Origin of the sequence: Micromonospora sp. WMMD1274, assembly GCF_049179035.1 — a bacterium.
In the GTDB taxonomy this organism is placed as follows: Bacteria; Actinomycetota; Actinomycetes; order Mycobacteriales; family Micromonosporaceae; genus Micromonospora; species Micromonospora tulbaghiae.
The window spans coordinates 1,035,838-1,062,309 of the sequence record NZ_JBMHMG010000001.1; the positions used below are offsets into that span (position 1 = coordinate 1,035,838).

Sequence of the window (26,472 nt, forward strand, 5' to 3'; positions counted from 1 at the left end):
GCCACATTAGGAGGGGTTTGCGAAGAAGGTAGGCTTTCAGCAAGATCTCAGGACTCGGCGTGCGCCCGCCTGCGCCGGTCGTAGTCGGCGACCCAGATCTGCTGGATCTGCTCCAGCGTCCGGCCCCTGGTCTCGGGCAGGTAGCGCCGGACGAACAGGAAGCCGAGCACGCACAGCGCGGCGAACAGCGCGAACACCCCCGACCGGCCGAGCGCGTCGAGCAGGCTCAGGAAGAACTGCGTGATCAGGTACTCGGTGCCCCAGTGGGTCGCCGAGGCGATCGCCACGCACCGGCCGCGGATCGGACCGGGATAGATCTCGTTGATCACGGTCCACGCGCCCGGGCCGATGGACACGGCGTAGAAGGCGACGAAGAAGATCACGCCGACCAGCAGGAACAGGCCCGAGGTGGTGATCCGGCCGTCGCCACGCCCGGTGCCCGCGCCCAGGAAGCTGACGCTGACCACGGCGAGCGAGACGGCCATCCCCGCCAGGCCGACCAGCAGCAGCGGGCGGCGGCCGACGCGGTCGAGCAGGCCTACCGCGACGAGCGCGAACGCCGCGTCCACCGCGCCGATCGCCCAGGTGGTCGCGGAGAGCTGCGCCTCGGGGGTACGGAATCCGGCTGCCGAGAAGATCGAGTCGGCGTAGTAGATGATGCCGTTGATCCCGGTCGTCTGCTGGAACAGCGCCAGCCCCACGCCCAGCGCGAGCGGACGCCGCCACTGCGGGGACAGCAGCTCCCGCCAGCTCGCCCTGCGACCGTGCAGACTCTCCTCGATCTCGTGCAGGCGCTGCTCCACCCGCTGCTCGGGAACGGTCCGGCACAGCGACTCCCGGGCGCGGCGCCGGTCGCCCCGCTTGAGGTACCAGACCGCCGAGTCGGGTACCACCACCGTCACCAGGATCAGCGCCACGCCCAGCACGACCGCGGCACCGAGCAGGTACCGCCACGACTCGCCGCCGGTGAACAGCTCGTCCGCCAGGTAGCCGATGAAGATCGCGAAGGTGGTCGAGAACTGGTAGACCGCGAGCAGGCCGCCCCGGATCCGTTCCGGCGCCGCCTCGGCCGCGAACATCGGCCCGGCGACCGAGGCCACGCCGATGCCCACCCCGAGGAGCAGCCGCGCGCCGAGCAGGGCGCCGATGGCCGGGGCCGCCGCCTGCACGATCGTGCCGACGACGTACGCGCCGGCGGCGACCCACAGCGCGCCCCGCCGGCCGATCCGGTCGGCGAGGTGACCGCCGGCGAGCGCGCCGGCCAGCGCGCCGAGCGTCACCCAGCTCGCCGCGACCTCCACCTCGAAGGTGTCCACGTCGAAGGTGTGCCGGATGTCGTGCAGCGCGCCGCTGATGACGCCCTGGTTGTAGCCGAAGAACGCGCCGGAGAGGACGACGATCGCCAGGATCGCCACGAGGTTGTGGCGGGGCGGCCGGCCGGCCGCGCGTCCGCTCGCCGCCATGTCACCCCGTCCGCCGGCGACCGCCTACCGAAACGGCCGTAACCCTACATATGCGACATATAGTAGGTTCGCCGCAGCGGTCCGACAGCGAAACGATGACGCTGCCGTGGTCGCTCCTGCACACGGACGGGGGAAGGGTGAACCGGTCGGCGCCGTACGGCTCCGCGGACTCCTACCGCGAGTTCCGCCACCCGCTCGCGGCGCTCGTACTCGCCGTCGTCACCGCCGGCGCGCTGGACGCCTTCGCGTTCCTGCGGTACGGCGCGTTCGTCGCCAACCAGTCCGGCAACGCCATCTTCCTCGGCATGGGACCGGCCGGCGGGCATCCCACGTGGCCGGTCTCGGCGGCCTCGATCGTCGCGTTCGCCACCGCCGCCGGACTGGTGAACCTGCTCCGCCGCCGGACCCGGCCGACGGCGGCGCCACTGGTGGACATCGCCGTCACCGAGGCCGCCATGGTCGTCTGGACGGTGCTCAACCTGGTGCTCGCGTACGGCCGGCACGGCACGGCCGCGCGTGTGCTGCTCGCCGCGGCCGGCGCGGTCGCCATGGGCAGCCTGACCACCGTGGCGACCCGTACCGCGGGGATCGCGACGCCGATCACCTACCAGTCGGACACCACGACGAAGACCGGTGAGCGGGCCGCCCGCTGGCTGTTCGGCCCCGCCGCCGGCCGGGGCCGGGCCCGGCGGGGCACCCTGCTCGGGCTGCTCGCCCTGGTCAGCTACAGCGTCGGCGGCGCGATCGGCACGCTCGCCCAGCACCGGCCCCGCTGGGTGCCGCTGTGGGGGACGATCGCGCTGGCCGTGCTGATCCTGCTGCTGCGGCGGCACCCCCGGCCGCCGTCGCGGCCCGGCTGAGCGTCAGTCGGCCTGGGCGGCGAGTTCCCGGGCCCGGTCCCGGGCCGCCTCCAGCGCCGCGAGCATGGCCGCGCGTACGCCGTGGTTCTCCAGCTCGCGGATCGCGGAGATGGTGGTGCCCGCGGGCGAGGTGACCGCCTCGCGCAGCTTCACCGGGTGCTCGCCGGAGTCGCGCAGCATCACCGCCGAGCCGATCGCGGTCTGCACGATCAGCTCGTGCGCCACCTGACGCGGCAGGCCGAGCAGGATGCCCGCGTCGATCATCGCCTCGACCAGCAGGTAGAAGTAGGCCGGGCCGGAGCCGGAGAGCGCGGTGACCGCGTCCTGCTGCGACTCGGGCACCCGGACGGTCGAGCCGAGCGGGGAGAACATCTCCTCCGCCAGGGCCAGGTGCTCGCCAGTGGCGTAGGCGCCCGCCGAGATCGCGCTCATCGCCTGGTCGACGAGCGCCGGGGTGTTCGTCATGACCCGGACCACCGGGGTGCCCTCGGGCAGCCGGCGGTTGAAGAACGCAGTCGGCAGACCGGCGCAGAGCGAGATGACCAGCTTGTCGGCCGGCACCTTCGGGCCGATCTCGTCCAGCAGCGCGGCGGCGTCCTGCGGCTTGACCGACACGGCCAGCACCTCGGCCTCGGTCACCGCGGTGAGGTTGTCCACCACCCGTACGCCGTAGCGGTCGGTCAGCTCCCGCGCCCGCGCCGGCCGCCGCGCGGTGGCGAGCAGCCGCTCCACCGGCCAGCCGGAACGCAGCAGCCCGGAGAGCATCAGCTCACCGATCTTGCCGGCGCCGATCACCGCGACCGTGTGCACCTGGCGTGCCATCAGCCGTACCCCTTCCCGGGTCACGTGGGCAGGGCGTGGCGGGCCGGGTCGCCGGCCCGCCACGCCCGTGCGCCGTCGATCAGCTGCCGAAGAAGACCTCGGCCTCGGCGTACCGCTCCAGCGGCACGGTCTTCAGCTCCCGGGTGGCGTCGGCGAGCGGGACGCGGACGATGTCCGTGCTCTGCATCGCGACCATCTTGCCCCAGTCGCCCTCGTGCGCGGCGTCGATCGCGTGGAGGCCGAGCCGGGTGGCCAGCACCCGGTCGAACGCGGTCGGGGTGCCGCCGCGCTGGATGTGGCCGAGCACCACGGTGCGGGCCTCCTTGCCGGTCTTCGCCTCCAGCTGCTCGGCCAGCCACTGGCCGATGCCGCCGAGACGGACGTGACCGAACGCGTCCAGCTCCTGGTTGTGCAGGACCATCTGGCCGTCCAGCGGCTGGGCGCCCTCGGCGACCACGACGATCGGGGCGTACTGGTGCTGGAAGCGCTTCTCGACGTAGCCGGCGACCTGCTCGACGTCGAACTGCCGCTCCGGCAGCAGGATCACGTTGGCGCCACCGGCGAGGCCGGCGTGCAGGGCGATCCAGCCGGCGTGCCGGCCCATGACCTCGACCACGAGCGTGCGGTGGTGGCTCTCCGCGGTGGTGTGCAGCCGGTCGATCGCCTCCATGGCGATGTTGACGGCGGTGTCGAAGCCGAACGTGTAGTCGGTCGCACCGAGGTCGTTGTCGATCGTCTTCGGCACACCGATGACGTTCACGCCCAGCTCGTGCAGCTTGGTGGCGACGCCGAGGGTGTCCTCGCCGCCGATCGCGATCAGCGCGTCCACGCCCTGGGCCGCGAGGTTGTCCTTGATCCGCTCCACGCCGTTCTCGATCTTGAACGGGTTGGTGCGGGACGAGCCGAGGATGGTGCCGCCGCGGGGCAGGATGCCGCGCACCTCGGCGATGCCGAGCGGCTTGGTCAGGCCCTCGAGCGGGCCCTTCCAGCCGTCGCGGAAGCCCACGAACTCGTGACCGTAGGTGGCGACGCCCTTGCGGACCACCGCCCGAATCACCGCGTTGAGACCTGGGCAGTCGCCGCCGCCGGTGAGCACGCCGATACGCATGATCTGCTCATCCTCCTGGAGCATCAGGTGAAGCCCGGATAAGCCCCAGGATATGTGTCAGATCAGACCATCGGCGCCGTTGCCGGCCCGGGGCGGGCCGTCACTGCGCACTGTAGTCGGCGCAGGTGTACGCCGACACCGCACCCCGGGCCGTTCCGGACGGCGGACGGGCTACCCGTCAGTAGCTGACCTCGTGGTTCTCCCCCGCCTTCGGCGGCTTGCCGGTCACCGCCGCCTTGGCGAAGCCGAGCAGGTTGACCACGGTGCTGCCGGGCGAGTCCCAGTACTCAGCCGACCCGGCGTGCACCTTGATCAACGTGATCCCCGGCGTGTCCAGCCCGTCGGGGAACCACACCTTCAGCACCGGGCTCCACAGCTCCTTCGCCCGCTCGGGGTCCCACTCCTCGGTGGCGGTGCCGGCGACCGACACCCAGGCGTGGTGCCGCTGGTCGGAGAAACCGACGTTCACCTGCGGGTTCACCCGGATCTGCCGCACCTTCGCCGAGTCGGCATAGGCGAAGAACCACAGGTCGCCGTCGAACTCCGCCTCCTGCAACCCCATCGGGCGGCTCACCAGACGCCCGTCCACGCCGGTGGTGGTGAGCAGGCAGATCCGGGCGTCCCGGATCAGCTCGGTGACCCGGCGGCGGGCGTCCGCGGCGTTGGTCGGCTCATGGCTCATGGGGCACTCCTGTCTCCGGTCGGCGTAGATGCCGCTCCCGTGCCCTGGGCGGAACCGGTCAAACCTCCCGCGCCGTCATCGCCCGCCACCGCGCCAGGTTGTGCCGGGCGTCGACGAGCGCGTCGTGCCGGTCGGCCTCGGCGTCCGGCAGCCGGGGACGGCCCCGGTCGTCCCAGAGCTGGCGCAGCTCCTTGGTGAAGCGGGGGATCTCCCGGGGCAGCGCCGGCATCGCGCCCCACAGCTGGGCCAGCACGACGTGGTCGTACGCGGCGTACCAGGCCCACAGCTCCAGCTGCTCGCCCGGCCGGTCCCGCACCGGCTCCATCAGGAACTCGTGCAGGTCGTCGCGGATGCGCTCCCGGGAGCGCCAGGCCCGGTCGGCCGGCGAGGGGAGCTTGTCCAGCACGTTGCGCCGCACCCAGGGCACCGCCCGGGAGTCGTCGAACTCGGTGGAGACCGCGTAGAACTCGCGGCCGTACTCGTCGACGACGCCGATCGACACCAGGTCGACGATGCGGCCGTCCTCGATGAATTCGCAGTCGTAGAAATAGCGGTAAACCATCGCCCTCATCCTCGCCCATCACCGGCACGGGCCGGTCGCCGGGGCGTCCGCCGAGGTCGGCGGCCGTGCCGGCGGCGGCCGGGCATGGTCACGGAAGTGTTTCCGGGGGTGTACAGCACGCGACGAGAGCGTCATGATCTGATGTGTACCGCCGTCGGGCGCCGAACCGGTTGAGCTGCCTCGTACCGGGACTGACAGCTTCACCCGGTGTGCGAGTCGTGACTTCTGACCGGGGAGGGGTTGAGCCGTGGAGTCTCGCCTGCCGGAGCCGGGTGACGCGCTCACGGGTGTGGAGATGTTCGCCGGGCTCGAGCCGGAGGTGCGGCAGCGTGTCATCGCCGCAGCCGTACCGCGCACGTACCGCAAGGGCCAGCTGCTCTTCGTCGAGAACGACCCCGGCGAGTCGCTGATCGTGCTGCGCCGCGGCGCGGTGGCGGTGTTCCGCACCGCACCGACCGGCGAACGCGCGGTGCTGTCGGTGATCCGACCCCCGGACGTGCTCGGCGAGGTGTCCCTGTTGGACGCCTCCACCCGCTCGGCGTCGGCCGAGGCGATCGAGGACTGCGCCGCGCTCGCGCTGTCCCGGCCCGCGTTCATGGAGCTGGTGCACTCCAACCCGCGCATCCTGGACGCGGTGATGCGCTCGCTGGGCCAGCTGATCCGCCGGCTCACCGAACAGAACGCCGACCACGTCTTCCTCGACCTGCCCGGCCGGGTGGCCAAGACGCTGGTCCGGCTGGCCGGCGAGAGCCAGGCCCCGATGATCACCATCGAGTTGAACCAGAGCCAGCTCGCCGAGATGGCCGGCGGTTCCCGGCAGAGCGTCAACCAGGCCATCGGCTCGTTCGCCAGCCGGGGCTGGCTGCGGACCGAGGGGCGCCGCATCGTGGTCACCGACGTGGCCGCGCTGCGCCGCCGGGCCGGCATGAACGACCGCTGACACGACGACGGCGGGGGCCGGCGGTCGTCCCGCCGGCCCCCGCCGCGTTCGTCGTACGCCCGTTCGTCGTGCGCCCGGTCAGTCGTTCGTGGTGTCGGCGGGGGGCGCGCTCGGCCCCGGGCCGATCTTCGACGGGTCGGTCTTCTTCGGCGGGGTCGTCGTGGTGGTCGTGGTCTCGGTCGATCCGCTACCCGCGGGCTGCTCCACCATGCCTTTTTCCTCCAGTTCGGCGAGGGTGACAGCGTCCACGTCGACCGTGTCACCGACGGCCCACACCGTCCCCCGTGGATCGGTCCATGAGGCGGACAGCCGGACGTGCACGGCAAACTCCCTGTCGACGGGACTTCCTGCTAGGGGAGACTAGACCCGGCCGAACAGCCGTGACGTCCCGCCGACCCGTCGGGTACCCGACTGCGCGGCCGCGCGGGACACTGGGGACCTCACGCGTACGGAGCCGGACATCGACCTCACCTGTGGACACTGCGCCCGGACCGCCGGGCCGGACGACCGTTTCTGCGGTGGGTGCGGCCGTCCGCTGGCCGCGGCCTGCCCGTCCTGCGGTCACGCCAACGACACCGGCGCCAACTTCTGCACCAACTGCGGTCAGCCGCTGCGCGACCACGCGGTCACCGTGCAGGAGGACCGCCGCCAGGTGAGCGTGCTCTTCATCGACATCGTCGACTTCACGACATACGCCGAGCGGGCCGACCCGGAGCAGGCCCGGGGTCTGCAACAGGCCTACTTCGCCACGGTGCGCCGGCTGGTGCACCAGTACGGCGGCGTGGTGGAGAAGTACATCGGCGACGCCGTCATGGCGCTGTTCGGCGCGCCGGTGGCCACCGACAACGACGCGCTGCGCTGCGTACGCGCCGGGCTGGAGCTGCAACGCAGCCTGGCCCGGCAGCCGGCCGGACCGCATCCGCCGCTCGGGTTCCGGGTCGGCATCGCCACCGGCGAGGCCCTGGTCGACCTGTCCGCGGCGCGCGACGGCGGCCAGGCGTTCGTCACCGGCGACGTGGTGAACACCGCCAGCCGCTTGCAGGGGCTCGCCCCGGTCGGCGGCGTGGTGGTCGACGAGAGCACCTGGGCGGCCACCCGGCGCGAGATGGAGTACGACGACCAGCCACCGGTGACGCTGCGCGGCCGGTCGTCGGTGAGCCGGATCTGGCTGGCCGTACGGGCGCGGCCCCGGCGCGACGGGCAGACCGCCGAGCTGACCCCGATGGTCGACCGGGACCACGAGCGGGGCCTGCTGGTCAGCGCGTTGCACCGCACACTGACCGAGCGCACCTCGCAGCTGCTCACCGTCTTCGGCCCGGCCGGGGTGGGCAAGAGCCGGCTGCTGCGCGAGCTGGCCCGGCACGCCGCCAGCCTGCCCGGCACCCGGGTCACCTGGCTGACCGGCCAGTGCCCGCCGTTCGGCGAGAACGTCACCTACGCCGCGCTGGCCGACATCGTCCGGAGCTGGGCCGGGCTGACCGGCGCCGACGACCCGGCCACCATCCGGGACCGGCTGCGCGAGCGGCTGGGCCACCTCGCCGACCCGCACGCGGTACGGCTGGCCGAGGCGCTGGGCCCGCTCGTCGGCGTCTCCGGCGAACGGCTCACCTCGGCCGAGACCGAGGCGGCGTGGCGGCGCTTCCTGCTCACCCTGGCCGCGACCGGTCCCACCGTGCTCGTCTTCGAGGACATGCACTGGGCCGACGAGGCGATGCTGTCCTTCGTCGAGCAGCTCGGCGCGGCGGCCCGCAACGTGCCGCTGCTCGTCGTCGCGACCGCCCGGCCGGAGCTGCGCGAGCGGCACCCGGCCTGGACCGGCACGATCAGCGGGGCGATGTCCATCTCGGTGCCGCCGATGCACGACGGGGACATCGACACGCTGTACTCGCTGCTGCTCGGCCAGGCCACGCTGCCGCAGGACGCACGGGCGCCGCTGATCGAGTTCGCCGACGGCAACCCGCTCTACGCCCAGGAGTACGCGCGGATGCTGCTCGACGGCGGTCTGGCCGAGCGGACCGCCGCGCTCGCGCTCGCCGACCCGGTCGGGAGCGCCGGGATGCCGCGTACCGTGCAGGCGGTCATCGCCAACCGGCTGGACCTGCTCGACCCGGCCGACCGCGCGGTGCTCCAGGCCGCCTCGGTGGTCGGCGTGCAGTTCTGGGCGGCGCCGGTGGCGCTGGCGCTCGGCCGCCCGACGGAGTGGGTCGAACGGGCGCTGCACCACCTCCAGCGCCGTGACCTCGTCTACGAGCTGCCCGTCTCGACCATGCCCGGTCAGGCGGAGTACCGGTTCCGGCACGTGCTGGTCCGGGACGTCTGCTACCAGCGGCTGCCCCGGGCCGAGCGGGTCGCCCGGCACCAGCGCACCGCCGACTGGCTGGAGCAACTCGCCGACGGCCGGCTGCACGACCTGGCCGAGGTGCTGGCCAACCATCGCTGGGCGGCGCACGAGATCGCCCGTACGGTCGGGCTGGACCAGGCCCCGCACGCCTCCGCGACCCGGTCCGCGCTGCACCGGGCCGCGCGCCGGGCGTACGACCTGCACGCGCTGGAGACGGCGGCCACGCTGGTGGAGCGCGCGTTGAGCGTGGAGTGCGGCCCGGATCCGGCGCTCGAACTGTTCCAGGCCGAGCTGGCGTTCTACCGGGACCGGGACGGCTTCCTCGACGGCGGCGGGACGGCGCTGCTCACCACGCTGGCCGGCCGGCTGGCCGACGCCGGTGACCGCCCCGGCGCGGCGAAGGCGTGGCGGCTGCTGGCCACGGCGGCCTTCGCGCGGGCCGACCGCTCGGAGCTGATGCGCTGCCTGGACCGGGCGATCGGGCTGCACGCCACGCTGCCGGACAGCGAGGACAAGGTGGGCGTGCTGCTGGAGCTGGCCCGGGCGCACATGCTCGACGCGGAGACCGAGCCGGCGTGCGTGGCCGCGCGTACCGCCGCCGAGCTGGCCGAGCGGCTCGGGCTGCGGGAGGCGCGGGCGAACGCGCGCATCACGCTCGCGGTGGTCCGGTACCAGGCCGGCGCCGAGGAGGCGTACGCCGAGCTGGCCGAGGTGACCGAGGAGTGCCGGGTGGAGCGGCTGACCAGCCGCCGCCGCGCGGTGCACAACCTGGCCTGGGTGCTCCAGGAGGAGGGCGACCTGACCGGCTCGGCCCGCCTGGTAGACGAGCAGCGCTCGCTGGACCTGGCCGGCGAGCACGCCCTGACGGTGAGCTTCAGCGACCAGTGGGCCCGGTCGTACTACAGCGGGGACTGGACGGCGGCGCTGCGGATGGCCGAGGGGTCGACCCGGCGCCCGACCGACGAGTGGGACCTGCACATCGTCGCGGTGTCCGGCTGGATCCGGGCGCTCGGCGACGGGCCGGCCGGTCCGGGCGCCGGTGAGGACCTGGTGGACCAGGCGCTCGTCGCAGCCCGGCGCAGCGGGTTCCAGCGCGTGCTGCGCTCCACGCTGGCGCACGCCGCGCTCTGCCGTGCGGTGCAGGGCCGCCGGGACGAGGCGGTGGCGCTGCTGACCGAGCTGGACGAGGACTGGCGGCAGACCACGATGATCCCGTTCGCCGAGTGGGTGCCGGCTGTCGGTCACGTCGCGGCGCTGCTCGGCGGCGACGCCGCGGTCCTGGTGCGCGACCTGCTGGCCCACGCGCCGCGGGTGACCCGCTGGGCGCGGGAGGCCGGGCGGTCGGCCGAGGCGGCGCTGGCCCGGGGCGACGGGGACGCCGCGCGGGCGGGCCGGCTGCTCACCGCCGCGGCCGAGGGGTACGCGGAGATGACCGACGTCACCGACCAGATGATCGCGTCCGCGCTGGCGGTCGGGCCGCTGACCGAGGCGGACCCGCCGGCCGCCGCGGCGACGCTGGCCCGGGTACGCGCGTTCGCCGGGCGGCACGCCGCCGGTGGGCTGCTGCGGATCGCCGGGGCGGGCTGAGGGTCAGGCGGGGACCGGCTGCCGTGCCGCGGCGCTCTTGGCCTTCTGGGCGTACGTGTCGACGTACTCGCGGCCGGACAGCTCCATCAGCTCGTACATGATCTCGTCGGTGACGGCCCGCTCGACGAACCGGTCGCCGGCCATCCCGGCGTAGCGGGAGAAGTCGAGCGGCGGCCCGAAGCGGATCCGCACCCGGCCCAGGTTCGGGACGATCTGGCCGGTGGGCTGGATCGCGTCGGAGTTGAGCATGGCCATCGGGACGACCGGGGCGCCGCTCTCCAGCGCGAGCCGCGCCACGCCGGTCTTGCCCCGGTAGAGCCGGCCGTCCGGCGACCGGGTGCCCTCGGGGTAGATCCCGGCGATGCCACCGGCGCGCAGCACCGAGAGCTGGGTGTCGAGGGCGGCCCGGGCGGCCCGCCCGCCGGAGCGGTCGACCGGGATCGTGCCGGAGCCGACGAAGAACATCTTGGTGAGCCGGCCCTTGAGTCCCTTACCGGTGAAGTATTCGGCTTTCGCGATGAAGGTGACTTTTCGCTTGACGATCAGCGGTGTGAAGATCGAATCCGAGAAGGAGAGGTGGTTGCTGGCCAGGATCACCGGGCCGGTCTCCGGAACGTGCTCCAGTCCCTCGACCTGCGGGCGGAAGATCAACCTCAGCAGTGGGCCCAGAACGACGTACTTCAGCAGCCAGTACAGCACCGGCGTCCTTCCCGTGTCGGTGGCGGCGGACGGGTCGCCGCGTGGCCCCGCAGACGCCGGCGACGCCCTCGGGAGTCCGGGAAGAGGGTACGAACGACGAGCGGCACGCCACAACGCACTCCCGGAACCGGGTGCCGACGTGTCACGATTCAGGGCACGGGCAGGGATCGGCGAAGGGGGTGTCCGCGTGTCAGGGGGCGGGCCCCGTCGGGGACGACGGGACAACGGGCTCGACGCGGCCGAGTACGCGGTCGCGGGCGACGTCGATCCACGCGTCGGCGAGCACCTGCTCGACGTGCTCGCCGCCGGTGGCATCGCGGCCTACCTCCAGCCCTCGGCCGACCTGAACCCGGTGACCCGCACCACCACCGTCCCGGCCCGCCCGGTCGACCGGCTCTACGTCGACAGGTCGCACCTGACCACCGCCCGCGACTACCTGACCCAGCTCGCCGACGAGGGCGCGGGCGACCCGCCACGCACCGACGAGCCGGACATCGAGGCCGAGTGGGCGAAGATCGTCGCCGGCTTCCACACCACGCCGAGCGCCGGCAGCCACCCCTGGCCCGCCGCGGAGGACGTGGACGACCCGCCCGCGCCGGGCACCGGCGCCGGCGGCCGGGCCGAGGAGCCCGCCGGCCCGACCGCCACCGACGTGCGCCGGCTGCCGTACGCCGCCGACATCTCCGGCGTCTCGCTGAGCCGGGACCGGCACGACGAGCCCTCGCTGCTCGACGGCCTGGACACGTTCGGCAACAACCTGCCCGACGAGGCGTCGGACGAGGAGCACTACACCCCGCCCCCGCCGCCCCCGCTGCCCCGCTTCTCCAAGTACGCGGTGCTCGGCGTGACCTGCATCGTGCTCGGCTTCCTGCTGTTCCTGTCCCCCACCGTGGTGACGCTGGTCGACCCGTCGGTGGTCACGCTGCTCGGCTTCACCGGCATCCTGGCCGGCTTCGTGATGCTGATCTGGCGGCTGCGACCGGGCGACCGGGACGACCACGACCCGGACGACGGCGCCGTCGTCTGACGCCGCATCCCCGGTGCCGCCCGGATGGCGGGACGCCGCCCGCCCTGGGCGAGGGCGTAACAAACGTGTAACTTACAGTCAGTAGGAATAGGCTGAACGTCACGTCCCGCACCGGCTGTCCGGCTTGCGTCTCCTTCCGGGTCGCCGGTCCCCTGCTGAGCGGATTGCCCGAGATGCGACAGAGCCCCCTCGTGGTGGTGGCCAACCGCCTCCCCATCGACGACAGCGTGGCGCCCGACGGCGCCTTCGAGTGGCGCCGCAGCCCCGGCGGCCTGGTGAGCGCCCTGCACCCGCTGCTGCGGCACACACCCGCGACCTGGGTGGGCTGGGCCGGCGGCACCGGTCCCGCGCCCGAGCTGCCGGACGTGGACGGCGTCCGGATGCACACCGTGCCGCTGAGCGCCGAGGACTTCCGCGACCACTACGAGGGCTTCGCCAACGCCACCCTCTGGCCGCTCTACCACGACGCCGTCGAGCAGCCGGAGTACCACCGCCGCTGGTGGGAGGCGTACCAGCGGGTCAACCAGCGGTTCGCCGAGGCCGCGGCCCGTGTGGCCGAGCCGGGCGGCCTGGTCTGGGTGCAGGACTACCACCTCCAACTGGTGCCGGGCCTGCTCCGCGAGCTGCGCCCGGACCTGCGGATCGGGTTCTTCCTGCACGTGCCGTTCCCGCCGCCGGAACTGTTCATGCAGCTGCCCCGCCGGGCCGAGCTGCTGCGCGGCATGCTCGGCGCCGACCTGGTCGGCTTCCAGCGGGCCCAGGCCGCGCACAACTTCGCCCAGCTCGCCACCAAGGTGCTCGGCCTGCCCGCCACCGACCGGCGGATCGGCGTGGACGGCCGGGTGGTGCGCATCGGTGCCTTCCCGGTCGCCATCGACACCGCCGAGATGTCCGCGCTCGCCGCCCGTCCCGAGGTCGCCGACCGGGCGCGCCGGCTGCGGCAGGATCTCGGCCGCCCCGAGCAGGTGATCCTCAGCGTCGACCGGATGGACTACACCAAGGGCATCGAGCAGCGCCTCAAGGCGTACCGGGAGCTGCTCGCCAACGGCGACATCAAGGTCCGCGACACGGTGCTGGTCCAGGTGGCGGTGCCCAGCCGTGACCGGGTGGCGCAGTACCAGATCCTGCGCGACCGGGTGGAGCACCAGGTCGGCCGGATCAACGGCGAGTTCGGCCGGGTCGGCGAGCCGGCGATCCACTACCTCACCCAGCCGTTCGACCGCGCCGAACTGGTGGCGCTCTACCGGGTCGCGGACGTGATGGCGGTGACGCCGCTGCGCGACGGCATGAACCTGGTCGCGAAGGAGTACGTGGCGGCCCGGGTCGACGGCACCGGCGCGCTGCTGCTGAGCGAGTTCGCCGGCGCCGCCTCCGAACTGGAGCAGGCGTACCTGGTCAACCCGCACGACCTCGACGGCCTCAAGCAGGGGTTGCTGGCCGCGCTGCGCGCCGGCCCGGAGGATGTCGCGGGCCGGATGCGCGCGATGCGCGAGCACCTGGCCCACAACGACATCCACGCCTGGGCGGCGTCCTACCTCAGCGCGCTGGAGGAGAGCGGAACGCTGGTCGGCCGCCGCCCCGCCCCCCGCTGACCGGCGCCCCCGGCGCTCACCCGGCGGCGGGCGCCGGGTCCTTGTCCAGCCAGTCCAGGATCGCGTCGATCGGCTCGCGCCAGCGGGCGTCGAGCATCAGGTCGTGCCCCATGCCGGGGAACAGCAGCGGCGCCGAGGCGTACCGGCGGGCGGCCCTGGTCAGGGCCGTGGCCGGCAGCACCCGGTCGTCCGGGCTGCCGAGCACCAGCACCGGTGGGCGGCCCACCGCCGGCTCCGGCGACCGGCCGGTCAGCAGCTGCCACTGCGCCCGCCGCCCGGCCCGGCCCAGCCGGGCCAGGTGCCGCCGCGCGTCGGCGTCCGGCAACTCCCGGCTGAACAGCTGCCGCCGGTTGAGCCGCAGCCCGGCGCCGAAGACCGCCGGCACCGTGCCGACCGGATTGCGCCGCAACGCCGTCCCGAACGTCCCCCAGCCGCCGAGCACCGGCGCCACCAGCACCGCGGCCCGCGCCGGGTAGCGGGCCATCGCGTGCGCCACGACCCGGGCGCCGGCACCGTGCCCCACCAGCACCGCCTGCCGCGGCAGGCTCGCCGCCACCTGCGTCACGTCATGGGTGTACGACCGCAGCGTCGCCTCCGGCGCCGGCTCGCTGCCGCCGTGCCCGCGCAGGCTCAGCGCGTACGCCGGGAAGCCGCGACCGGCGGCGTGCCCCAGCCAGTGCTCGGCGAACGCCCACGCGCCGTGCCCGAACCCGGGCACGAACAGCAGCGGCGGCTTCGCCTCCTCCCGCTCCGGTACGGCGGCGAGCACCTCGCGGCGGGCGGCCCGCTCGGGCCGGGCCCACTCCCAGGACCGGACCACCCGCACCCGCTCGGCCGTCACCGTGCCTGCCTTTCGTTCGCGACTGCGGGACTCCGCTGCGCTGCGTTCCTCGCGCTCACCTGGTGCCCTCCAGCTCGTGCAGCGCGCGCTGCAAGGCGCGCAGGTAGTCGGCGTGCCCGACCTCGAACCAGTGCCGGGTGCTGTCCTTGACCTTCGCCGAGTACCGCTCGCCCAGACCCTCCCGGACCTTGCGGTCGAACGCGGCGGCCCGCTCCGGGCGGGTGGCGCGCAGCGTGAGCAGCCGGGCGAACAGCACGCTCTGCCAGTGCGAGATCGGGAAGATGCCGGAGTCCGGCTGCACCAGGCCGACCACGGCGAGCGTGGGATGACCGGCGGTGAACGCGTTGAGCCACAGCCGGGGCCGCCCGGAGCCGTCCTCGTCGCCGAGCACCCGGCCCTTGAGGAACTCGAAGCGCGGCAGGTAGCCGGTGGCGAAGACGACCAGCTCCGGGTCGATGCGCCGGCCGTCGGTCAGCTCCACGGCGCGGTCGTCGAACCGGGCCACGTCCGGCACCGGGGTGATCTCGCCGTGGCCGACGTAGTAGACGAGCTGGCTGTTGGCGATCGGGTGCGTCTCGTAGACGCGGTGGTCCGGCTTCGGCATGCCGAACCGGGTCAGGTCGCCGACGGTCAGGCGCAGCGTCCAGTGGTAGAGCCACTGCCGTACGCGCAACGGCACCCGCAGCGCCAGCAGCGTGTCGTTCACCTGGTCGGCGGGGCGGCCGAGGACGTACTTCGGGGCGTACCAGTAGCCGCGGCGGGTCGAGTGCCAGCAGTGCGACGCCTGCTGGGCCGCCTCGACCGCGATGTCGCAGCCGGTGTTGCCGGCGCCGACCACGAGCACCCGCTTGCCGCGCAACTGTGCCGGGTCCTTGTAGGACGAGGCGTGCATGACCTCGCCGCGGAACTCCTCCAGCCCCTCGTAGCGGGGCAGCTTCGGCGACCAGTTGTGGCCGTTGGCGAGCACCACCGCGGCGTACCGGGAGGTGCGCTCGGGGCCGTAGCCGCCGGTGCTGCGCGTGGTCACGTCCCACCGGTCCCCCTCGACCGGTTCGACGCGGACCACCTCGGTGCCGAACCAGACGTGCTGGCGCAGGTCGAAGTGGTCGGCGTACCGCTCGAAGTAGGACAGCAGCTGGCTGTGGTGCGGGTAGTCCGGCCAGTCGTCCGGCATCGGGAAGTCCGGGAACTGGGTGAACGGCCGGGACGAGATCAGGTGGGTGCTGCCGTACACCGGGCTGCGGTCGTGCCGCCAGTTCCAGGCGCCGCCGACGCCGGTCTCCCGCTCGTAGCAGTCGACGCCGAAGCCGGCCTCGCGCAGGTTCTTCACGGCGGTCAGGCCGCTGGCGCCGGCGCCGATGACGCAGACCGTGTCGCCCCGGTCGGAGACCGGGCGGTCGTCGCGGACCGGGACGTCCGTCCGGTCCGGATCGGGGCGGCCGGGGTCGGTGGAGGAGGACACCGCGAATTCTCCTTTGTGCGGCACGCGTGCCGGGTCGGAGCGAAATCCTGCCGAGAATGCCCGCCGTTGTCCAGCCACCGGATCCGGCACCGCCCACCCGCCCGCTCCCCCTGACGCAGCGTCACCGACGGGCCGGTCACCGAGCGTGAGTGGACCGGCCGCGCCGGAGGCGTACCCTCTTTCGCCCTTTGCTCTGCAGCCACGGACGCAGCATCGCCGGGAGCTGCGCCGATGTCTCGCGGCCGTCCGCCCGGGACGCGGGCCGCCGGTCACGGCGGGTAGCTGGTGCGTATATGGCGGCAGAGCAAAGGCGGCGAAGCGGTTGGCCCGCCGGCCGCTGGGACCTGACCGTGCGTCACCGGCCCGGCGGTCCGGCCGCTGGCAAGCGCGGACGGGCGCGCGGCGCGGACGCGGCGCAGGCGTTGGGCGCGGCGCAGGCGTTGGGCGCGGGCGGGCCGCCGGGCACGGTGCGGCCCGGCGGTCCGCGCCGGTCAGGCGGTGGGCAGCAGCAGGTCGACCAGGACCGGGAAGTGGTCGCTGGCCCGGCGGGCCGCAGGGGTGTCCACCACGTCGTAGTCGACCACCGTGATCCGGGGGTCGACGAACAGCGCGTCGATACGGCGGCGCGGGTCGGCGCAGGAGAACGTGAGCCGGTCGGCCCGGTCGGCGGCGAGCGCCGTGTCGGTGAGCCCTTCGGCGAGCGTCTGCCAGGCCGGCCCGTCCGGGCCCTCGTTGATGTCCGCGCCGGCCACCACGGGCAGCGTGGACGCGGCCAGCTCCCGCTTGAACGCCGCCGCCTGGGCCGGACGCTCGGCCGGGTCGGTGGACAGGTGCGAGCCGGCCAGCAGCACGTCGACGCCGCCGACGCGGCACTGCGCGTACGCGGCACCGCGCATGTGCCGTCCCGGCGTCAGCGGGTACCGCTGGCACCTGGTGTCGACGACGCGCAGCCGCAGGCTGGTCAGCAGCACGTTGCCCAGCGACGGCAGGCCGCCGGCCGCCACCACCATGCCGAACGACTCGGCCAGCGCGGCGGTCTTCTGCCGCCACCGGAACCGGCGCGGTCCCTCCTGGACGATCACCACGTCCGGGGCCGCCGTCCGGACCACCTCCGCCAGCGCGGCGGTGTCGTCGCGCTGGCTGTGGATGTTGTACGACAGGACCCGCAGCGGCACACCCGTATCCGTCATGTCAGATCCGCCGGGCCAGGTCGGCGGCGCCGATCACGCCGGCGGTGTTGCCCAGCTCGGCCGGGCGTACCTCCGCGACGGGCAGGCGGCTGCGCTGGGCCAGCGCGTCGGCGAACGACCGCCGGGTCGGGCCGAGCAGCAGGTCACCGGCGTCGATCACGCCGCCGCCGACCACCAGCACCTGCGGGTCGAGGATCTGCGCCATGTCGGCGAGGCTGGTGCCGAGCCAGCGGCCGACCTGGGCGAACGCCTCGGTGGAGACCGGGTCGCCGCCCTTGGCCGCGGCGGTCACCATCGGGCCGGTGATGGTCTCGGCCTCGCCCCCGGCCAGCTCCAGCAACGCGGTGGCCCGATGCGGCTCCTGCCGGGCGGCGGCGCGGGCGAAGCGGACCAGGGCGCTGCCGCTGGCGTACTGCTCGATGCAGCCCAGCCGGCCGCAGCCGCACTGGTGGCCGTCCGGCACGGTGAGCATGTGGCCCAGCTCGGCGGCGATGCCGTTGGCGCCGCGGACCAGGCCACCGCCGAGCACGATGCCGCCGCCGACACCGGTGCCGATGGTGAACATGACCATCGAGTCGTCGGCGTCGCGGGCCGCCCCGTAACGGAACTCCGCCCAGGCGGCCACGTTCCCGTCGTTCTCCACGATCACCGGCAGGCCGGTGGCGTCGCCGACGTACGTGCGCAGCGGCTCGTCCCGCCAGGCCAGGTTGGGGGCGAACAGCACTGTGGAGCGGGAGGCGTCGATCCAGCCGGCCGCGCCGATGCCGACCGCCTCGACGGCGTGGCCGGCGGCCAGTTCGGTGACCACCTCGATGATGACGTCGCGGGTCTTGGCCACGTCGTCGGCGGGGGTGTCCCGTCGCGTCTGCACGAGTACCGTGCCGGCGTCGTCCACGACACCGCCGGCCACCTTCGTGCCACCGACGTCGACTCCGATGGTCAGCGTCAACGCTGCCACTCCCCTCTGCTGTGCTGCCCGGGGACCGGCCGAACCGGCCGTACGGTCCCGGGATGTCCGGTGGTCAGGCTCCGTCGCCTGGTGCGTCCGCGCCCACCTCTCCGGACGCCCGCGAGGCGGGCACCACGGGACGGCCGGCCGGTGGCCGGCTCGTCGCCGGCTCCGGCGGCCCGGCGGCGTCGGCGGCGGCACCCGAGTCGGCCGCGCCCTCCCCCCGGGTGGCGGCGGCCCACACGTCCTGCTCGGGTGCCGGCTGAGAATCATGCCCGGTACGGGTCGCCTCGCGCCACACGTGGTCCCCGGATCCGTCCGGCGCGGCGGCGGCGCCGTCGGCGGGGCGCTCCGGCTCGGCCGGGGTGAAGGCGCGCAGCAGGCTGGCCACCCCGGCCGCCAGGTCCCCGGCGCCGGTGGCGAGCCGCTCGGCGAATTCCGGACTCGGATCTCGCAACGCGGCGATACCGCGACAGACGGGGCAGACACAGCATTCCGGCGAGCCGGTGGCGAAACCGGCGGGCGCGGCGGTCTTCGGGGCGGAAGCGGCACCGGGCGGGGTGTGACCGAGGACACCGGAGAGGATCCCACCGAGCGGACCCAGGGCACCGGAGCCCGGTGCGGCGGCGGCCATCTTCGCGCCGGCGAGCAGTGTGGCGACGAGGCGCTCGGCCTCTTCCCGGGCCGAACCCGGATCAGTGGTGCCCATGGTTCGGCTCCTCCAGCTTGACTACCGGGACGGTCGGGTGTCCTGCGCCGCACCGGGTGCTTCTACCCGGCGCTTGAGCTGCTTCAACGCCGCATCCATGATCATTTTCTCGGCCTTGCGGCGGAACATGCCGAGCATCGCCACGGACAGCTCCACCTCGAGGGTGTAGGTCACCGTGGTCGTCCCGTCCGGGTTGCCCGCCAGGTCGTACGACCCGCGCTGGGAGCGCTGCATCTTCGACGGGGCGACCAGGTGCCACTCGATCCGGGAGATGTCCTCGGCGTACTCGTAGGCCAGCACGTACTCGTCGGCCATCACGCCCGCGTCGAGCGTGAACCGGACCTGGCTGGCGTAGCCGTCCTCGTACTCCTCGATCACCTCGGCCCGGCGTACCGCCTCGGCCCACTCGGGATAACTCGGGAAGTCGCAGATGACGGCCGCCACCCGGTCCGGTGACGCGCCGATGATGATCGACTGGGTGGAGGAGTCCGCCATGGGGGGAGGCTACCCGGCCGCCTACCGGCCGGTCCCGCTCCACCCGCCGGACGGCGTCCCACCAGCCGGGCGGGCAACCTCCCTGGTCGACACCCGGGGGTGTGCGGGTAGGTTTCGACAGAGCCGACCAGGCCGGCCCCCGCCGGTAGAGCACGAGGGAGTGCAGGTGCGCGAGTTCTCCGTCCCGCCGATCGTCACCGTCGGCGACGCGGCCAACCTGACCGACCCGGTCTGGGAAAACGCCGAGGTCGCCCCGGACACCGTGCAGTTCGTCCGCCCCGGCGCGGGGACGGGCGCGCGCGAGGAGGTCACCTGCCGCCAGTTCCGCGACGAGGTGGTGGCGGTGGCGCAGGGCCTGATCGCCGCGGGCGTCTCCCCCGGTGACCGGGTCGGCCTGATGAGCCGCACCCGCTACGAGTGGACGCTGCTCGACTACGCGATCTGGGCCGCCGGCGCGGTGACCGTGCCGATCTACGAGACCTCCAGCGCCGAGCAGGCCGCCTGGATCCTCGGCGACTCCGGCGCCGTCGCGGTGGTGGTGGAGAGCACCGCGCACGCCACCCTGGTCGCCGGCGTCCGCGACCGGCTGCCCGAGCTGCGCGAGGTCTGGCAGATCGAGCTGGGCGCGGTCGACGACCTGGTCGCCGCCGGCGCGTCGGTGGACCGGGCCGAGGTGGAGACCCGCCGTTCGCTGTCGAAGGCCGACGACGTCGCCACGATCATCTACACCAGCGGCACCACCGGCCGGCCCAAGGGCTGCGTGCTGACCCACCGCAACATCTACTCCGACATCGCCAACGCGGTGCCGGTGCTGCCGAACCTGTTCCGCCAGGGCGCCTCCACCCTGCTGTTCCTGCCGCTCGCGCACGCCTTCGCCCGGCTCATCCAGGTCGGCGTGGTGCACGCCCGGGCCACCATGGCCCACTGCGCGGACACCAAGAACCTGGTCGCCGAGCTCCAGGACTTCAAGCCGACGTTCGTGCTCTCCGTACCCCGGGTCTTCGAGAAGGTCTACAACGGCGCGCGGCAGAAGGCCGAGGCCGAGGGGAAGGGCAAGATCTTCGACCGCGCGGAGAAGGTCGCCATCGCGTGGAGCGAGGCCCAGGAGCTGCCCGGCGGCCCGGGCCTGGGGCTGCGCGCGCAGCACGCCCTCTTCGACAAGCTGGTCTACCGCAAGCTGCGGGCGGCGATGGGCGGCCGGTGCCGCGACGCCATCTCCGGCGGCGCGCCGCTGGGCGCGCGGCTCGGGCACTTCTTCCGCGGCGTCGGGGTGACCATCTGCGAGGGGTACGGCCTCACCGAGACCTCGCCGGCCGCCGCCGCCAACCTGCCCACCGGCACCCGGATCGGCACCGTCGGCCGCCCGCTGCCCGGCGTCACCATCCGGATCGACGACGACGGCGAGGTCCTGATCGCCGGCGACATCGTCTTCCAGGGGTACTGGCACAACGACGCGGCCACCGCCGAGGCGATCACCACCGACGGCTGGTTCCGCACCGGCGACCTCGGGCAGCTCGACGAGGACGGCTACCTGAGCATCACCGGCCGGAAGAAGGAGATCATCGTGACCGCCGGCGGCAAGAACGTCGCCCCGGCGGTGCTGGAGGACCAGGTACGCGCGCACCCGCTGATCAGCCAGTGCGTGGTGGTCGGCGACCGGCAGCCGTTCATCGCCGCGCTGGTCACCATCGACGAGGAGGCGCTGCCGAAGTGGCTGGCCGGGCAGGGGCGCCCGGAGACCACGAGCATCGCCGAGCTGCGCGAGGACGCGGCGCTGCGCGCCGAGGTGCAGTCCGCGATCGACCAGGCCAACCAGGCGGTCTCCAAGGCCGAGGCGATCAAGGTGTTCCGGATCCTGCCGCAGGACTTCACCGAGACCACCGGCGAGCTGACCCCGTCGCTGAAGGTGAAGCGTCAGGTCGTGCACAAGACGTACGCCTCGGAGATCGCCGAGATCTACCGGGGCTGACTACCATCCGTCACGTGCCCGCCTCCACATCCCGCCAGCCGTCGACGCAGCCGCTCGCGGCGGCGGCCCGCGCGGTCCTCCTCGCGCTGGTCGCCGCCCTGACCCTGTTCGCCACCCGCGACGCCACCCAGCTCTGGTGGATCGCGCTGCTGGGCGCCGCCGGCCTGCCCGCCGTGCTCGCCCCCCAGCACCGGCTGCTCGCCCCGATCAGCCGCTTCGCCGAGGTGCTGGTGCTCGGGCTGGCCGCCAGCCAGGTCGCCGCCGACACCCATCTGTCCGGCGTGACCGGCGGGCTGGGCGCCTCGGCGGTGCTGCCGTACCTCGCCGTGCCGGTCACCGTGACCGCGCTGAGCCGCCGGTTCCGCGAGGGCGCCGCGCTGCTCGCCGTGGCGGCGGCGACGCTGCTGGCCAGCGCCGCGTTCACACAGGTCGACGGCGGGCCGCAGCTCGGCCAGGTCGGCTACCTCGCGGTCTGCGCCCAGTGGCTGATCCTGGCCGGTCTCGGCCTCTACACCGCGGGCACGCTCCAGCGCGTCATGCGGGTGCGCGGCGAGGGCAAACCCCAGCCGTACGCCGAGGCGACCCGCCTGCTCACCCAGCTCCGTACGGTCGCCCGGCAGCTGCCCGGCGCCACCCTGGACCCGGGCGGCATCTCCGAGCACCTGCTGGAGGAGCTGCGGGTGGTCGCCAAGACCGACCGGGGCGCGGTGCTGTCCGCCAGCGGCGGCGGCCGGCTCGTGGTGCTCGCGCAGATCGGCGCGGACCGGGTCGACTGGGAGACCACGCTCGACGCCGACTCGGCCATCGCCGACGCCTGGGCCACCCAGCAGCCGACCGTCTCGGCCCGCTCGCAGGCCCGGTCCCGGCACTCCGGCGAGGTCTCCGCGCTGATCGTCCCGCTGGTGGCGGGCGTACGCACGGTCGGCCTGGTGGTGATCGAGGCGGACACCGCCGCCGCGTACCCGCCGCCGGTGGTGTCCCGGGTGACGGCGCTGACCGGCCCGGCGGCGCTGCGGCTGGAGGCCGCGCTCCTCTTCGACGAGGTGCGCTCGCTGGCGACGAACGAGGAGCGGCAGCGGCTGGCCCGGGAGATCCACGACGGGGTCGCCCAGGAACTGGTCATGGTCGGGTACGGCATCGACAACGCGCTGGCCACCGTGCACGAGGACGCGGACGAGACCGCCGACTCGCTGCGCACGCTGCGCCAGGAGGTCACCCGGGTGATCACCGAGCTGCGGCTGAGCCTGTTCGAGCTGCGCAGCGAGGTCGACCGGCACGGTGGCCTGGCCGCCGCCATCGCCGAGTACGCCCGCACCGTGGGCGCCTCCGGCGGCCTGCGGGTGCACCTGTCGCTGGACGAGTCCACCGCCCGGCTGCCGGCCGCCACCGAGGCCGAGTTGCTGCGCATCGCGCAGGAGGCGGTGACCAACGCGCGCAAGCACGCCGGCGCGTCGAACCTGTGGGTCACGTGCGAGGTGGATCCCCCGTACACCCGAATCGAAGTGTCGGATGACGGTCACGGCATCGGTGACCAGCGCCCGGACGGGCACTATGGCCTTGCGATCATGGCCGAGAGGGCGGAACGTATCCGAGGCCGGTTGGAGATCAGGCCGCGACAGCCTAGTGGGACGACTGTGGCGGTGGTGCTCGGTTCGTCGCCCCGGCGCGATAAGGTGCGCGGCAGCGCCGCAGCAGCAGAAGGGGAGTAACCCGAGGATGACCAGCAGTCCGACACCGGCCACCCGTACCAAGGTTCTCCTGGTCGACGATCACGACCTCATCCGCAAGGGGCTGCGTCACGCGTTCGAGCGCGACCGTCAGTTCGAGGTCGTGGGCGAGGCGGCCACCGCGGCGGAGGGCGTGCGTCAGGCCGGCGCGCTCCAGCCCGACGTGGTGATCATGGACCTCCGCCTGCCCGACGGCAGCGGCCTGGAGGCCACCCGCGCCCTGCGCAAGTCCAGCGCGTCCATGGGCATCGTCGTGCTGACCATGTACGCCGGCGACGACCAGCTCTTCGGCGCCCTGGAGGCGGGCGCGAGCGCGTTCGTGCCGAAGACCGCCCCGGCCGACGAGGTGGTGGCCGCCGCCCGGCACGCCGCCTCCTCCCCCAGCGCGTTCACCGCAGCCGACCTGGCCGAGGCGATGAAGCGCCGGCTGGCGCCCTCCGGCCCGCAGCTGTCCCCCCGTGAGGGCCAGGTGCTGCGGCTGCTCGCCGACGGCATGAGCGTGGCGGGCATCGCCAAGCAGCTGTTCGTCAGCGAGTCGACCGCCAAGACCCACATCTCGAAGCTCTACGAGAAGCTCGGCGCGGCCAACCGGGCTCAGGCCCTGATGACCGCGCTGCGGCTGGGGCTGCTGGAGGCCCCGGACGCCCCGAAGTTCTGACAGGCGCACCGCCGGAAGAGGCCCCGTCCGTCACGGACGCGGGCCTCTCGGCGTTCCCGGCCACGGGGTGGTCGCGTACGGTGACCGGCCGGACGCACAGCGACGACGGTCTTTGCACCGCGACGGCGGAGGGGCAGAATACCCGGGTGATCCGCGCGGCGGTGACGACCGCGTGTCGCCGACATCCGAGGGGCAGGACATGCAGCGGCCGGACTGGGCACCCGAGACGATCGACATCGAGCGCCCCAGCGTCGCCCGCATGTACGACTACTACCTCGGCGGCTCGCACAACTTCGCGGCCGACCGTGCCGCCGCCCGCGCGATGGTCGAGGCGGTGCCGGAGGCGCCGCTGATGGCGCAGGCCAACCGCGCGTTCCTGCGCCGGGCGGTGCAGTACCTCGCCCAGGCCGGCGTCCGCCAGTTCCTGGACATCGGCTCCGGCATCCCGACCGTCGGCAACGTGCACGAGATCGCCCAGCGGATCGATCCGGAGTCGCGGGTGGTCTACGTCGACGTGGACCCGGTGGCGGTGGCGCACAGCCAGGAGATCCTGGCCGGCAACGCGCACGCCACGGTGCTCCAGGAGGACCTGCGCAACCCGGAGGCGATCCTGGCCCACCCGGAGGTCACCCGGCTGCTGGACTTCTCCCGGCCGGTCGCCGTGATGATCGTGGCGGTGCTGCACTTCGTCCCGGACGCCGACCGCCCCGAGGAGATCCTCCGGACGCTGCGCGGGGCGCTGGCGCCCGGCAGCCACCTGGTGCTCTCCCAGGCCAGCGAGGAGGGCCGCGACGGCACCGGCGAGCGGGCCGAGGCGGAGCGGGTCTACCGGCGTACCGACAGCCAGCTCTGGATCCGCAGCCGGGCCGAGCTGACCGCGCTGTTCGACGGCTTCGAGCTGGTCGACCCGGGTGTGGTGTGGGTGCCGCAGTGGCGGCCGGACTCCCCCGACCAGGCGGAGAACGCCGAACGGGCCGTCTTCATGGGCGGGGTCGGGCGGCTCGGTGGGTGACGACGCTGCCCGCTGCCGGCCCGGCGTGTTCGCCCGGGCCTGGGCCAAGGCGGTGTCCGGCACCAGCTACCTGCCGATGACGCAGTCGCAGCTGGAGGAGATGCTGCAACGGCTCACCGAGCGGCTGGCCCAGGCGCTACGCGCCGAGCCGTTCGACCTGCGGATCGGCCAGCAGGTCGGCGCGGAGCTGGTGCACGCGCACATCGCGTCCGCGGAAGGGCTGGGCCGCACCGTCGAGGTGATCCAGCTGCGCCTGGTCCGCGACCTCGACCTGGTCGTCGACGACGTCGAGGACCGGATGGCGCGGCTGCTCGCCACCGTCGCCACCGGGTACGCCCGCGCCCTGCGCGACCGCACGCTCGACGAGCAGGAGTCCATCCGCCGGGCCGCCATGATGGCCCGTGCGCAGGCCGAACGGGCGCTGCGCGACAGCGAGGCCCGGTTCCGGCACCAGGCCACCCATGACCCGCTCACCGGCCTGCCGAACCGCACGCTGTTCACCGAACGGCTGACCGCCGCGATCGCCGCGCCGGGCCGGGGCGCCGACCGGGTCGGTGTGTGCTTCCTCGACCTGGACCGGTTCAAGGTGGTCAACGACTCCCTGGGCCACCAGGTCGGCGACTCGCTGCTGGTGACGGTGGCCCAGCGCCTGCACCGGGCGCTCGGCGAGCACCTGGTGGCGCGGCTCGGCGGCGACGAGTTCGTGATCCTGGTCGAGCGCACCGCCGGCACCGACGACGCGGTGAAGGTCGCCGAGGCGGCGCTCGCCGCGGTACGCGAGCCGGCGCTCGTCGACGGCCACGAGCTGACCGTGTCCGCGAGCATCGGCATCGTGGAGCGCCCGGTCGCGGGCACCTCGCCGATGGACCTGATGCGCGCGGCCGACAGCACGCTGCACTGGGCCAAGGCCGCCGGCGGGGCCCGCTGGTCGCTGTTCGACGCCGACCGCAACCGCCGCGAGCTGGCCCGGTACGCGCTGTCCGCGGCGATCCCCGCCGCGCTGGACCGGGGCGAGTTCTACCTCGACTACCAGCCGCTGACGTCGTTACGCGACGGGCGGGTGCTCGGCATGGAGGCGCTGGTGCGCTGGCGGCACCCGGAGCTGGGTGTGCTGCGGCCGGACAGCTTCATCCCGCTGGCCGAGGAGACCGGGCTGATCGTCCGGCTGGGCAGCTGGGTGCTGGCCGAGGCGTGCCGCGAGGCGGGCACCTGGCCGGGCGCGGACGGCGACGCGCCGTTCGTCAGCGTCAACCTCGCCGTCCGGCAGTTGCACCGCACCGACCTGGTGACCGAGGTACGCGGCGTGCTCGGGCGCACCGGCCTGCCGCCGCACCGGCTGCAACTGGAGATCACCGAGAGCACCATGATGAGCACCGTCGTCGAGCCGGTGCGCGCCCTGCGGGTGCTCGGCGACCTCGGTGTCCGGGTCGCCATCGACGACTTCGGCACCGGCTACTGCAACCTCGCGTACCTGCGGGACCTGCCGGTCGACGAGCTGAAGGTGGCGGGCGAGTTCGTGACCGGCCTGCGCGCGCCGGGCAGCGGCACCGACGAGCGGATCCTCGCCTCGCTGGTGTCGCTGGCGCACGCGTTGGGCCTCACCGTCACCGCCGAGGGCGTGGAAACGGCCGACCAGGCGGACCGGCTGCGCGCGATCGGCTGCGACGCCGGGCAGGGCTGGCACTTCGGCCGTCCCGGCCCGGCCGCACCGCACCTGGGCCGGGTGCCCGCCCACGTCGACGCGGCCTCCTGACCCGGCCTTCCGAGCCCGGCCGGT

The 26,472-nt window shown here is 73.8% G+C and carries 23 protein-coding genes; 10 read left to right on the top strand and 13 right to left on the bottom strand.

The annotated features are described in order from the left end of the window. Positions 1–47 precede the first annotated feature (47 nt). Positions 48–1,463, bottom strand: a complete 1,416-nt coding sequence (locus ACN27D_RS04290; protein WP_421498571.1) for a sugar porter family MFS transporter — start codon at positions 1,461–1,463, stop codon at positions 48–50. A 95-nt stretch (positions 1,464–1,558) separates the two neighbouring features. On the opposite strand from ACN27D_RS04290, the gene ACN27D_RS04295 reads away from it, so the two are divergent. Next, positions 1,559–2,323 (top strand): YoaK family protein, encoded by a 765-nt coding sequence (locus ACN27D_RS04295; RefSeq protein ID WP_358172615.1) that lies wholly within the window; start codon positions 1,559–1,561, stop codon positions 2,321–2,323. 3 nt (positions 2,324–2,326) lie between these two features. On the opposite strand, the gene proC is transcribed toward ACN27D_RS04295, so the two are convergent. The 4 genes from proC to ACN27D_RS04315 all read right to left on the bottom strand — a co-directional run bounded on the left by proC (position 2,327) and on the right by ACN27D_RS04315 (position 5,497). After that, on the bottom strand, positions 2,327–3,145 hold the full coding sequence (gene proC, locus ACN27D_RS04300; RefSeq protein ID WP_120568785.1) for a pyrroline-5-carboxylate reductase: 819 nt from the start codon (positions 3,143–3,145) through the stop codon (positions 2,327–2,329). 79 nt (positions 3,146–3,224) lie between these two features. Next, on the bottom strand, positions 3,225–4,253 hold the full coding sequence (locus ACN27D_RS04305; protein ID WP_030273929.1) for a 6-phosphofructokinase: 1,029 nt from the start codon (positions 4,251–4,253) through the stop codon (positions 3,225–3,227). Positions 4,254–4,431: 178 nt separating this feature from the next. Then, entirely contained in the window at positions 4,432–4,935 is a 504-nt protein-coding gene (locus ACN27D_RS04310; RefSeq protein WP_358172613.1) for a pyridoxamine 5'-phosphate oxidase family protein, read from the bottom strand. Between the two features lie 58 nt (positions 4,936–4,993). Continuing rightward, positions 4,994–5,497 (bottom strand): polyadenylate-specific 3'-exoribonuclease AS, encoded by a 504-nt coding sequence (locus ACN27D_RS04315; RefSeq protein ID WP_120568783.1) that lies wholly within the window; start codon positions 5,495–5,497, stop codon positions 4,994–4,996. A gap of 247 nt (positions 5,498–5,744) precedes the next feature. On the opposite strand from ACN27D_RS04315, the gene ACN27D_RS04320 reads away from it, so the two are divergent. Next, positions 5,745–6,437: a Crp/Fnr family transcriptional regulator gene (locus ACN27D_RS04320; protein WP_013287664.1), complete on the top strand. Its 693-nt coding sequence runs from the start codon at positions 5,745–5,747 to the stop codon at positions 6,435–6,437. A 78-nt stretch (positions 6,438–6,515) separates the two neighbouring features. On the opposite strand, the gene ACN27D_RS04325 is transcribed toward ACN27D_RS04320, so the two are convergent. Then, positions 6,516–6,758, bottom strand: a complete 243-nt coding sequence (locus ACN27D_RS04325) for a hypothetical protein (protein WP_120568782.1) — start codon at positions 6,756–6,758, stop codon at positions 6,516–6,518. A 139-nt stretch (positions 6,759–6,897) separates the two neighbouring features. Between ACN27D_RS04325 and ACN27D_RS04330 the strand changes: the two genes are divergently transcribed. Further along, positions 6,898–10,365 carry an ATP-binding protein gene (locus ACN27D_RS04330; RefSeq protein ID WP_421501107.1) on the top strand — a complete coding sequence of 1,156 codons (3,468 nt, stop codon included), beginning with the start codon at positions 6,898–6,900 and terminating at the stop codon, positions 10,363–10,365. Between the two features lie 3 nt (positions 10,366–10,368). Here the strand turns inward: ACN27D_RS04330 and ACN27D_RS04335 are convergent, their stop codons facing one another. Next, positions 10,369–11,064, bottom strand: a complete 696-nt coding sequence (locus ACN27D_RS04335) for a lysophospholipid acyltransferase family protein (protein WP_121683684.1) — start codon at positions 11,062–11,064, stop codon at positions 10,369–10,371. Positions 11,065–11,251: 187 nt separating this feature from the next. Here ACN27D_RS04335 and ACN27D_RS04340 point away from each other — a divergent pair, with 187 nt between their 5' ends. Both ACN27D_RS04340 and ACN27D_RS04345 read left to right on the top strand, forming a co-directional pair. Then, the gene (locus ACN27D_RS04340) at positions 11,252–12,091 is read left to right on the top strand and encodes a DUF308 domain-containing protein (RefSeq protein ID WP_421498572.1); all 840 of its coding nucleotides are present in this window, start codon (positions 11,252–11,254) and stop codon (positions 12,089–12,091) included. A 173-nt stretch (positions 12,092–12,264) separates the two neighbouring features. Continuing rightward, positions 12,265–13,683 carry an alpha,alpha-trehalose-phosphate synthase (UDP-forming) gene (locus tag ACN27D_RS04345; protein ID WP_121683686.1) on the top strand — a complete coding sequence of 473 codons (1,419 nt, stop codon included), beginning with the start codon at positions 12,265–12,267 and terminating at the stop codon, positions 13,681–13,683. A 16-nt stretch (positions 13,684–13,699) separates the two neighbouring features. On the opposite strand, the gene ACN27D_RS04350 is transcribed toward ACN27D_RS04345, so the two are convergent. The 6 genes from ACN27D_RS04350 to ACN27D_RS04375 form a co-directional block, all read right to left on the bottom strand. After that, the gene (locus ACN27D_RS04350) at positions 13,700–14,524 is read right to left on the bottom strand and encodes an alpha/beta hydrolase (RefSeq protein ID WP_120568777.1); all 825 of its coding nucleotides are present in this window, start codon (positions 14,522–14,524) and stop codon (positions 13,700–13,702) included. A 55-nt stretch (positions 14,525–14,579) separates the two neighbouring features. Beyond that, positions 14,580–15,986 (bottom strand): flavin-containing monooxygenase, encoded by a 1,407-nt coding sequence (locus ACN27D_RS04355; RefSeq protein ID WP_121683504.1) that lies wholly within the window; start codon positions 15,984–15,986, stop codon positions 14,580–14,582. 491 nt (positions 15,987–16,477) lie between these two features. Beyond that, entirely contained in the window at positions 16,478–17,176 is a 699-nt protein-coding gene (locus ACN27D_RS04360; RefSeq protein WP_120568775.1) for an endonuclease/exonuclease/phosphatase family protein, read from the bottom strand. Position 17,177: 1 nt separating this feature from the next. Beyond that, positions 17,178–18,125 carry an ROK family glucokinase gene (locus tag ACN27D_RS04365; RefSeq protein WP_026267860.1) on the bottom strand — a complete coding sequence of 316 codons (948 nt, stop codon included), beginning with the start codon at positions 18,123–18,125 and terminating at the stop codon, positions 17,178–17,180. A 73-nt stretch (positions 18,126–18,198) separates the two neighbouring features. After that, entirely contained in the window at positions 18,199–18,834 is a 636-nt protein-coding gene (locus ACN27D_RS04370; RefSeq protein ID WP_357897209.1) for a hypothetical protein, read from the bottom strand. A gap of 21 nt (positions 18,835–18,855) precedes the next feature. After that, entirely contained in the window at positions 18,856–19,329 is a 474-nt protein-coding gene (locus ACN27D_RS04375) for an SRPBCC family protein (RefSeq protein ID WP_357897207.1), read from the bottom strand. 166 nt (positions 19,330–19,495) lie between these two features. On the opposite strand from ACN27D_RS04375, the gene ACN27D_RS04380 reads away from it, so the two are divergent. From ACN27D_RS04380 to ACN27D_RS04400, 5 genes are all read left to right on the top strand, one after another. Beyond that, a complete protein-coding gene (locus tag ACN27D_RS04380; RefSeq protein ID WP_393378847.1) occupies positions 19,496–21,298 on the top strand; it encodes an AMP-dependent synthetase/ligase in 1,803 nt (600 codons plus the stop codon). 14 nt (positions 21,299–21,312) lie between these two features. Then, positions 21,313–23,007: a GAF domain-containing sensor histidine kinase gene (locus ACN27D_RS04385; RefSeq protein WP_121683507.1), complete on the top strand. Its 1,695-nt coding sequence runs from the start codon at positions 21,313–21,315 to the stop codon at positions 23,005–23,007. Between the two features lie 7 nt (positions 23,008–23,014). Beyond that, positions 23,015–23,683 carry a response regulator transcription factor gene (locus tag ACN27D_RS04390; protein ID WP_013287678.1) on the top strand — a complete coding sequence of 223 codons (669 nt, stop codon included), beginning with the start codon at positions 23,015–23,017 and terminating at the stop codon, positions 23,681–23,683. A 199-nt stretch (positions 23,684–23,882) separates the two neighbouring features. Then, a complete protein-coding gene (locus ACN27D_RS04395; protein WP_120568771.1) occupies positions 23,883–24,695 on the top strand; it encodes an SAM-dependent methyltransferase in 813 nt (270 codons plus the stop codon). Positions 24,696–24,771: 76 nt separating this feature from the next. Further along, entirely contained in the window at positions 24,772–26,448 is a 1,677-nt protein-coding gene (locus ACN27D_RS04400) for a putative bifunctional diguanylate cyclase/phosphodiesterase (protein WP_421501108.1), read from the top strand. The last annotated feature ends 24 nt before the right edge of the window (positions 26,449–26,472 follow it).

What these genes read in the sequence shown, in the direction of transcription:
- ACN27D_RS04290 (WP_421498571.1), bottom strand. Translation starts at nt 1,463, where the DNA reads ATGGCGGCGAGCGGACGCGCGGCCGGCCGGCCGCCCCGCCACAACCTC.
- ACN27D_RS04295 (WP_358172615.1), top strand. Translation starts at nt 1,559, where the DNA reads ATGACGCTGCCGTGGTCGCTCCTGCACACGGACGGGGGAAGGGTGAAC.
- proC (WP_120568785.1), bottom strand. Translation starts at nt 3,145, where the DNA reads ATGGCACGCCAGGTGCACACGGTCGCGGTGATCGGCGCCGGCAAGATC.
- ACN27D_RS04305 (WP_030273929.1), bottom strand. Translation starts at nt 4,253, where the DNA reads ATGCGTATCGGCGTGCTCACCGGCGGCGGCGACTGCCCAGGTCTCAAC.
- ACN27D_RS04310 (WP_358172613.1), bottom strand. Translation starts at nt 4,935, where the DNA reads ATGAGCCATGAGCCGACCAACGCCGCGGACGCCCGCCGCCGGGTCACC.
- ACN27D_RS04315 (WP_120568783.1), bottom strand. Translation starts at nt 5,497, where the DNA reads ATGGTTTACCGCTATTTCTACGACTGCGAATTCATCGAGGACGGCCGC.
- ACN27D_RS04345 (WP_121683686.1), top strand. Translation starts at nt 12,265, where the DNA reads ATGCGACAGAGCCCCCTCGTGGTGGTGGCCAACCGCCTCCCCATCGAC.
- ACN27D_RS04360 (WP_120568775.1), bottom strand. Translation starts at nt 17,176, where the DNA reads ATGACGGATACGGGTGTGCCGCTGCGGGTCCTGTCGTACAACATCCAC.
- ACN27D_RS04370 (WP_357897209.1), bottom strand. Translation starts at nt 18,834, where the DNA reads ATGGGCACCACTGATCCGGGTTCGGCCCGGGAAGAGGCCGAGCGCCTC.
- ACN27D_RS04375 (WP_357897207.1), bottom strand. Translation starts at nt 19,329, where the DNA reads ATGGCGGACTCCTCCACCCAGTCGATCATCATCGGCGCGTCACCGGAC.
- ACN27D_RS04390 (WP_013287678.1), top strand. Translation starts at nt 23,015, where the DNA reads ATGACCAGCAGTCCGACACCGGCCACCCGTACCAAGGTTCTCCTGGTC.
- ACN27D_RS04395 (WP_120568771.1), top strand. Translation starts at nt 23,883, where the DNA reads ATGCAGCGGCCGGACTGGGCACCCGAGACGATCGACATCGAGCGCCCC.
- ACN27D_RS04400 (WP_421501108.1), top strand. Translation starts at nt 24,772, where the DNA reads ATGACGCAGTCGCAGCTGGAGGAGATGCTGCAACGGCTCACCGAGCGG.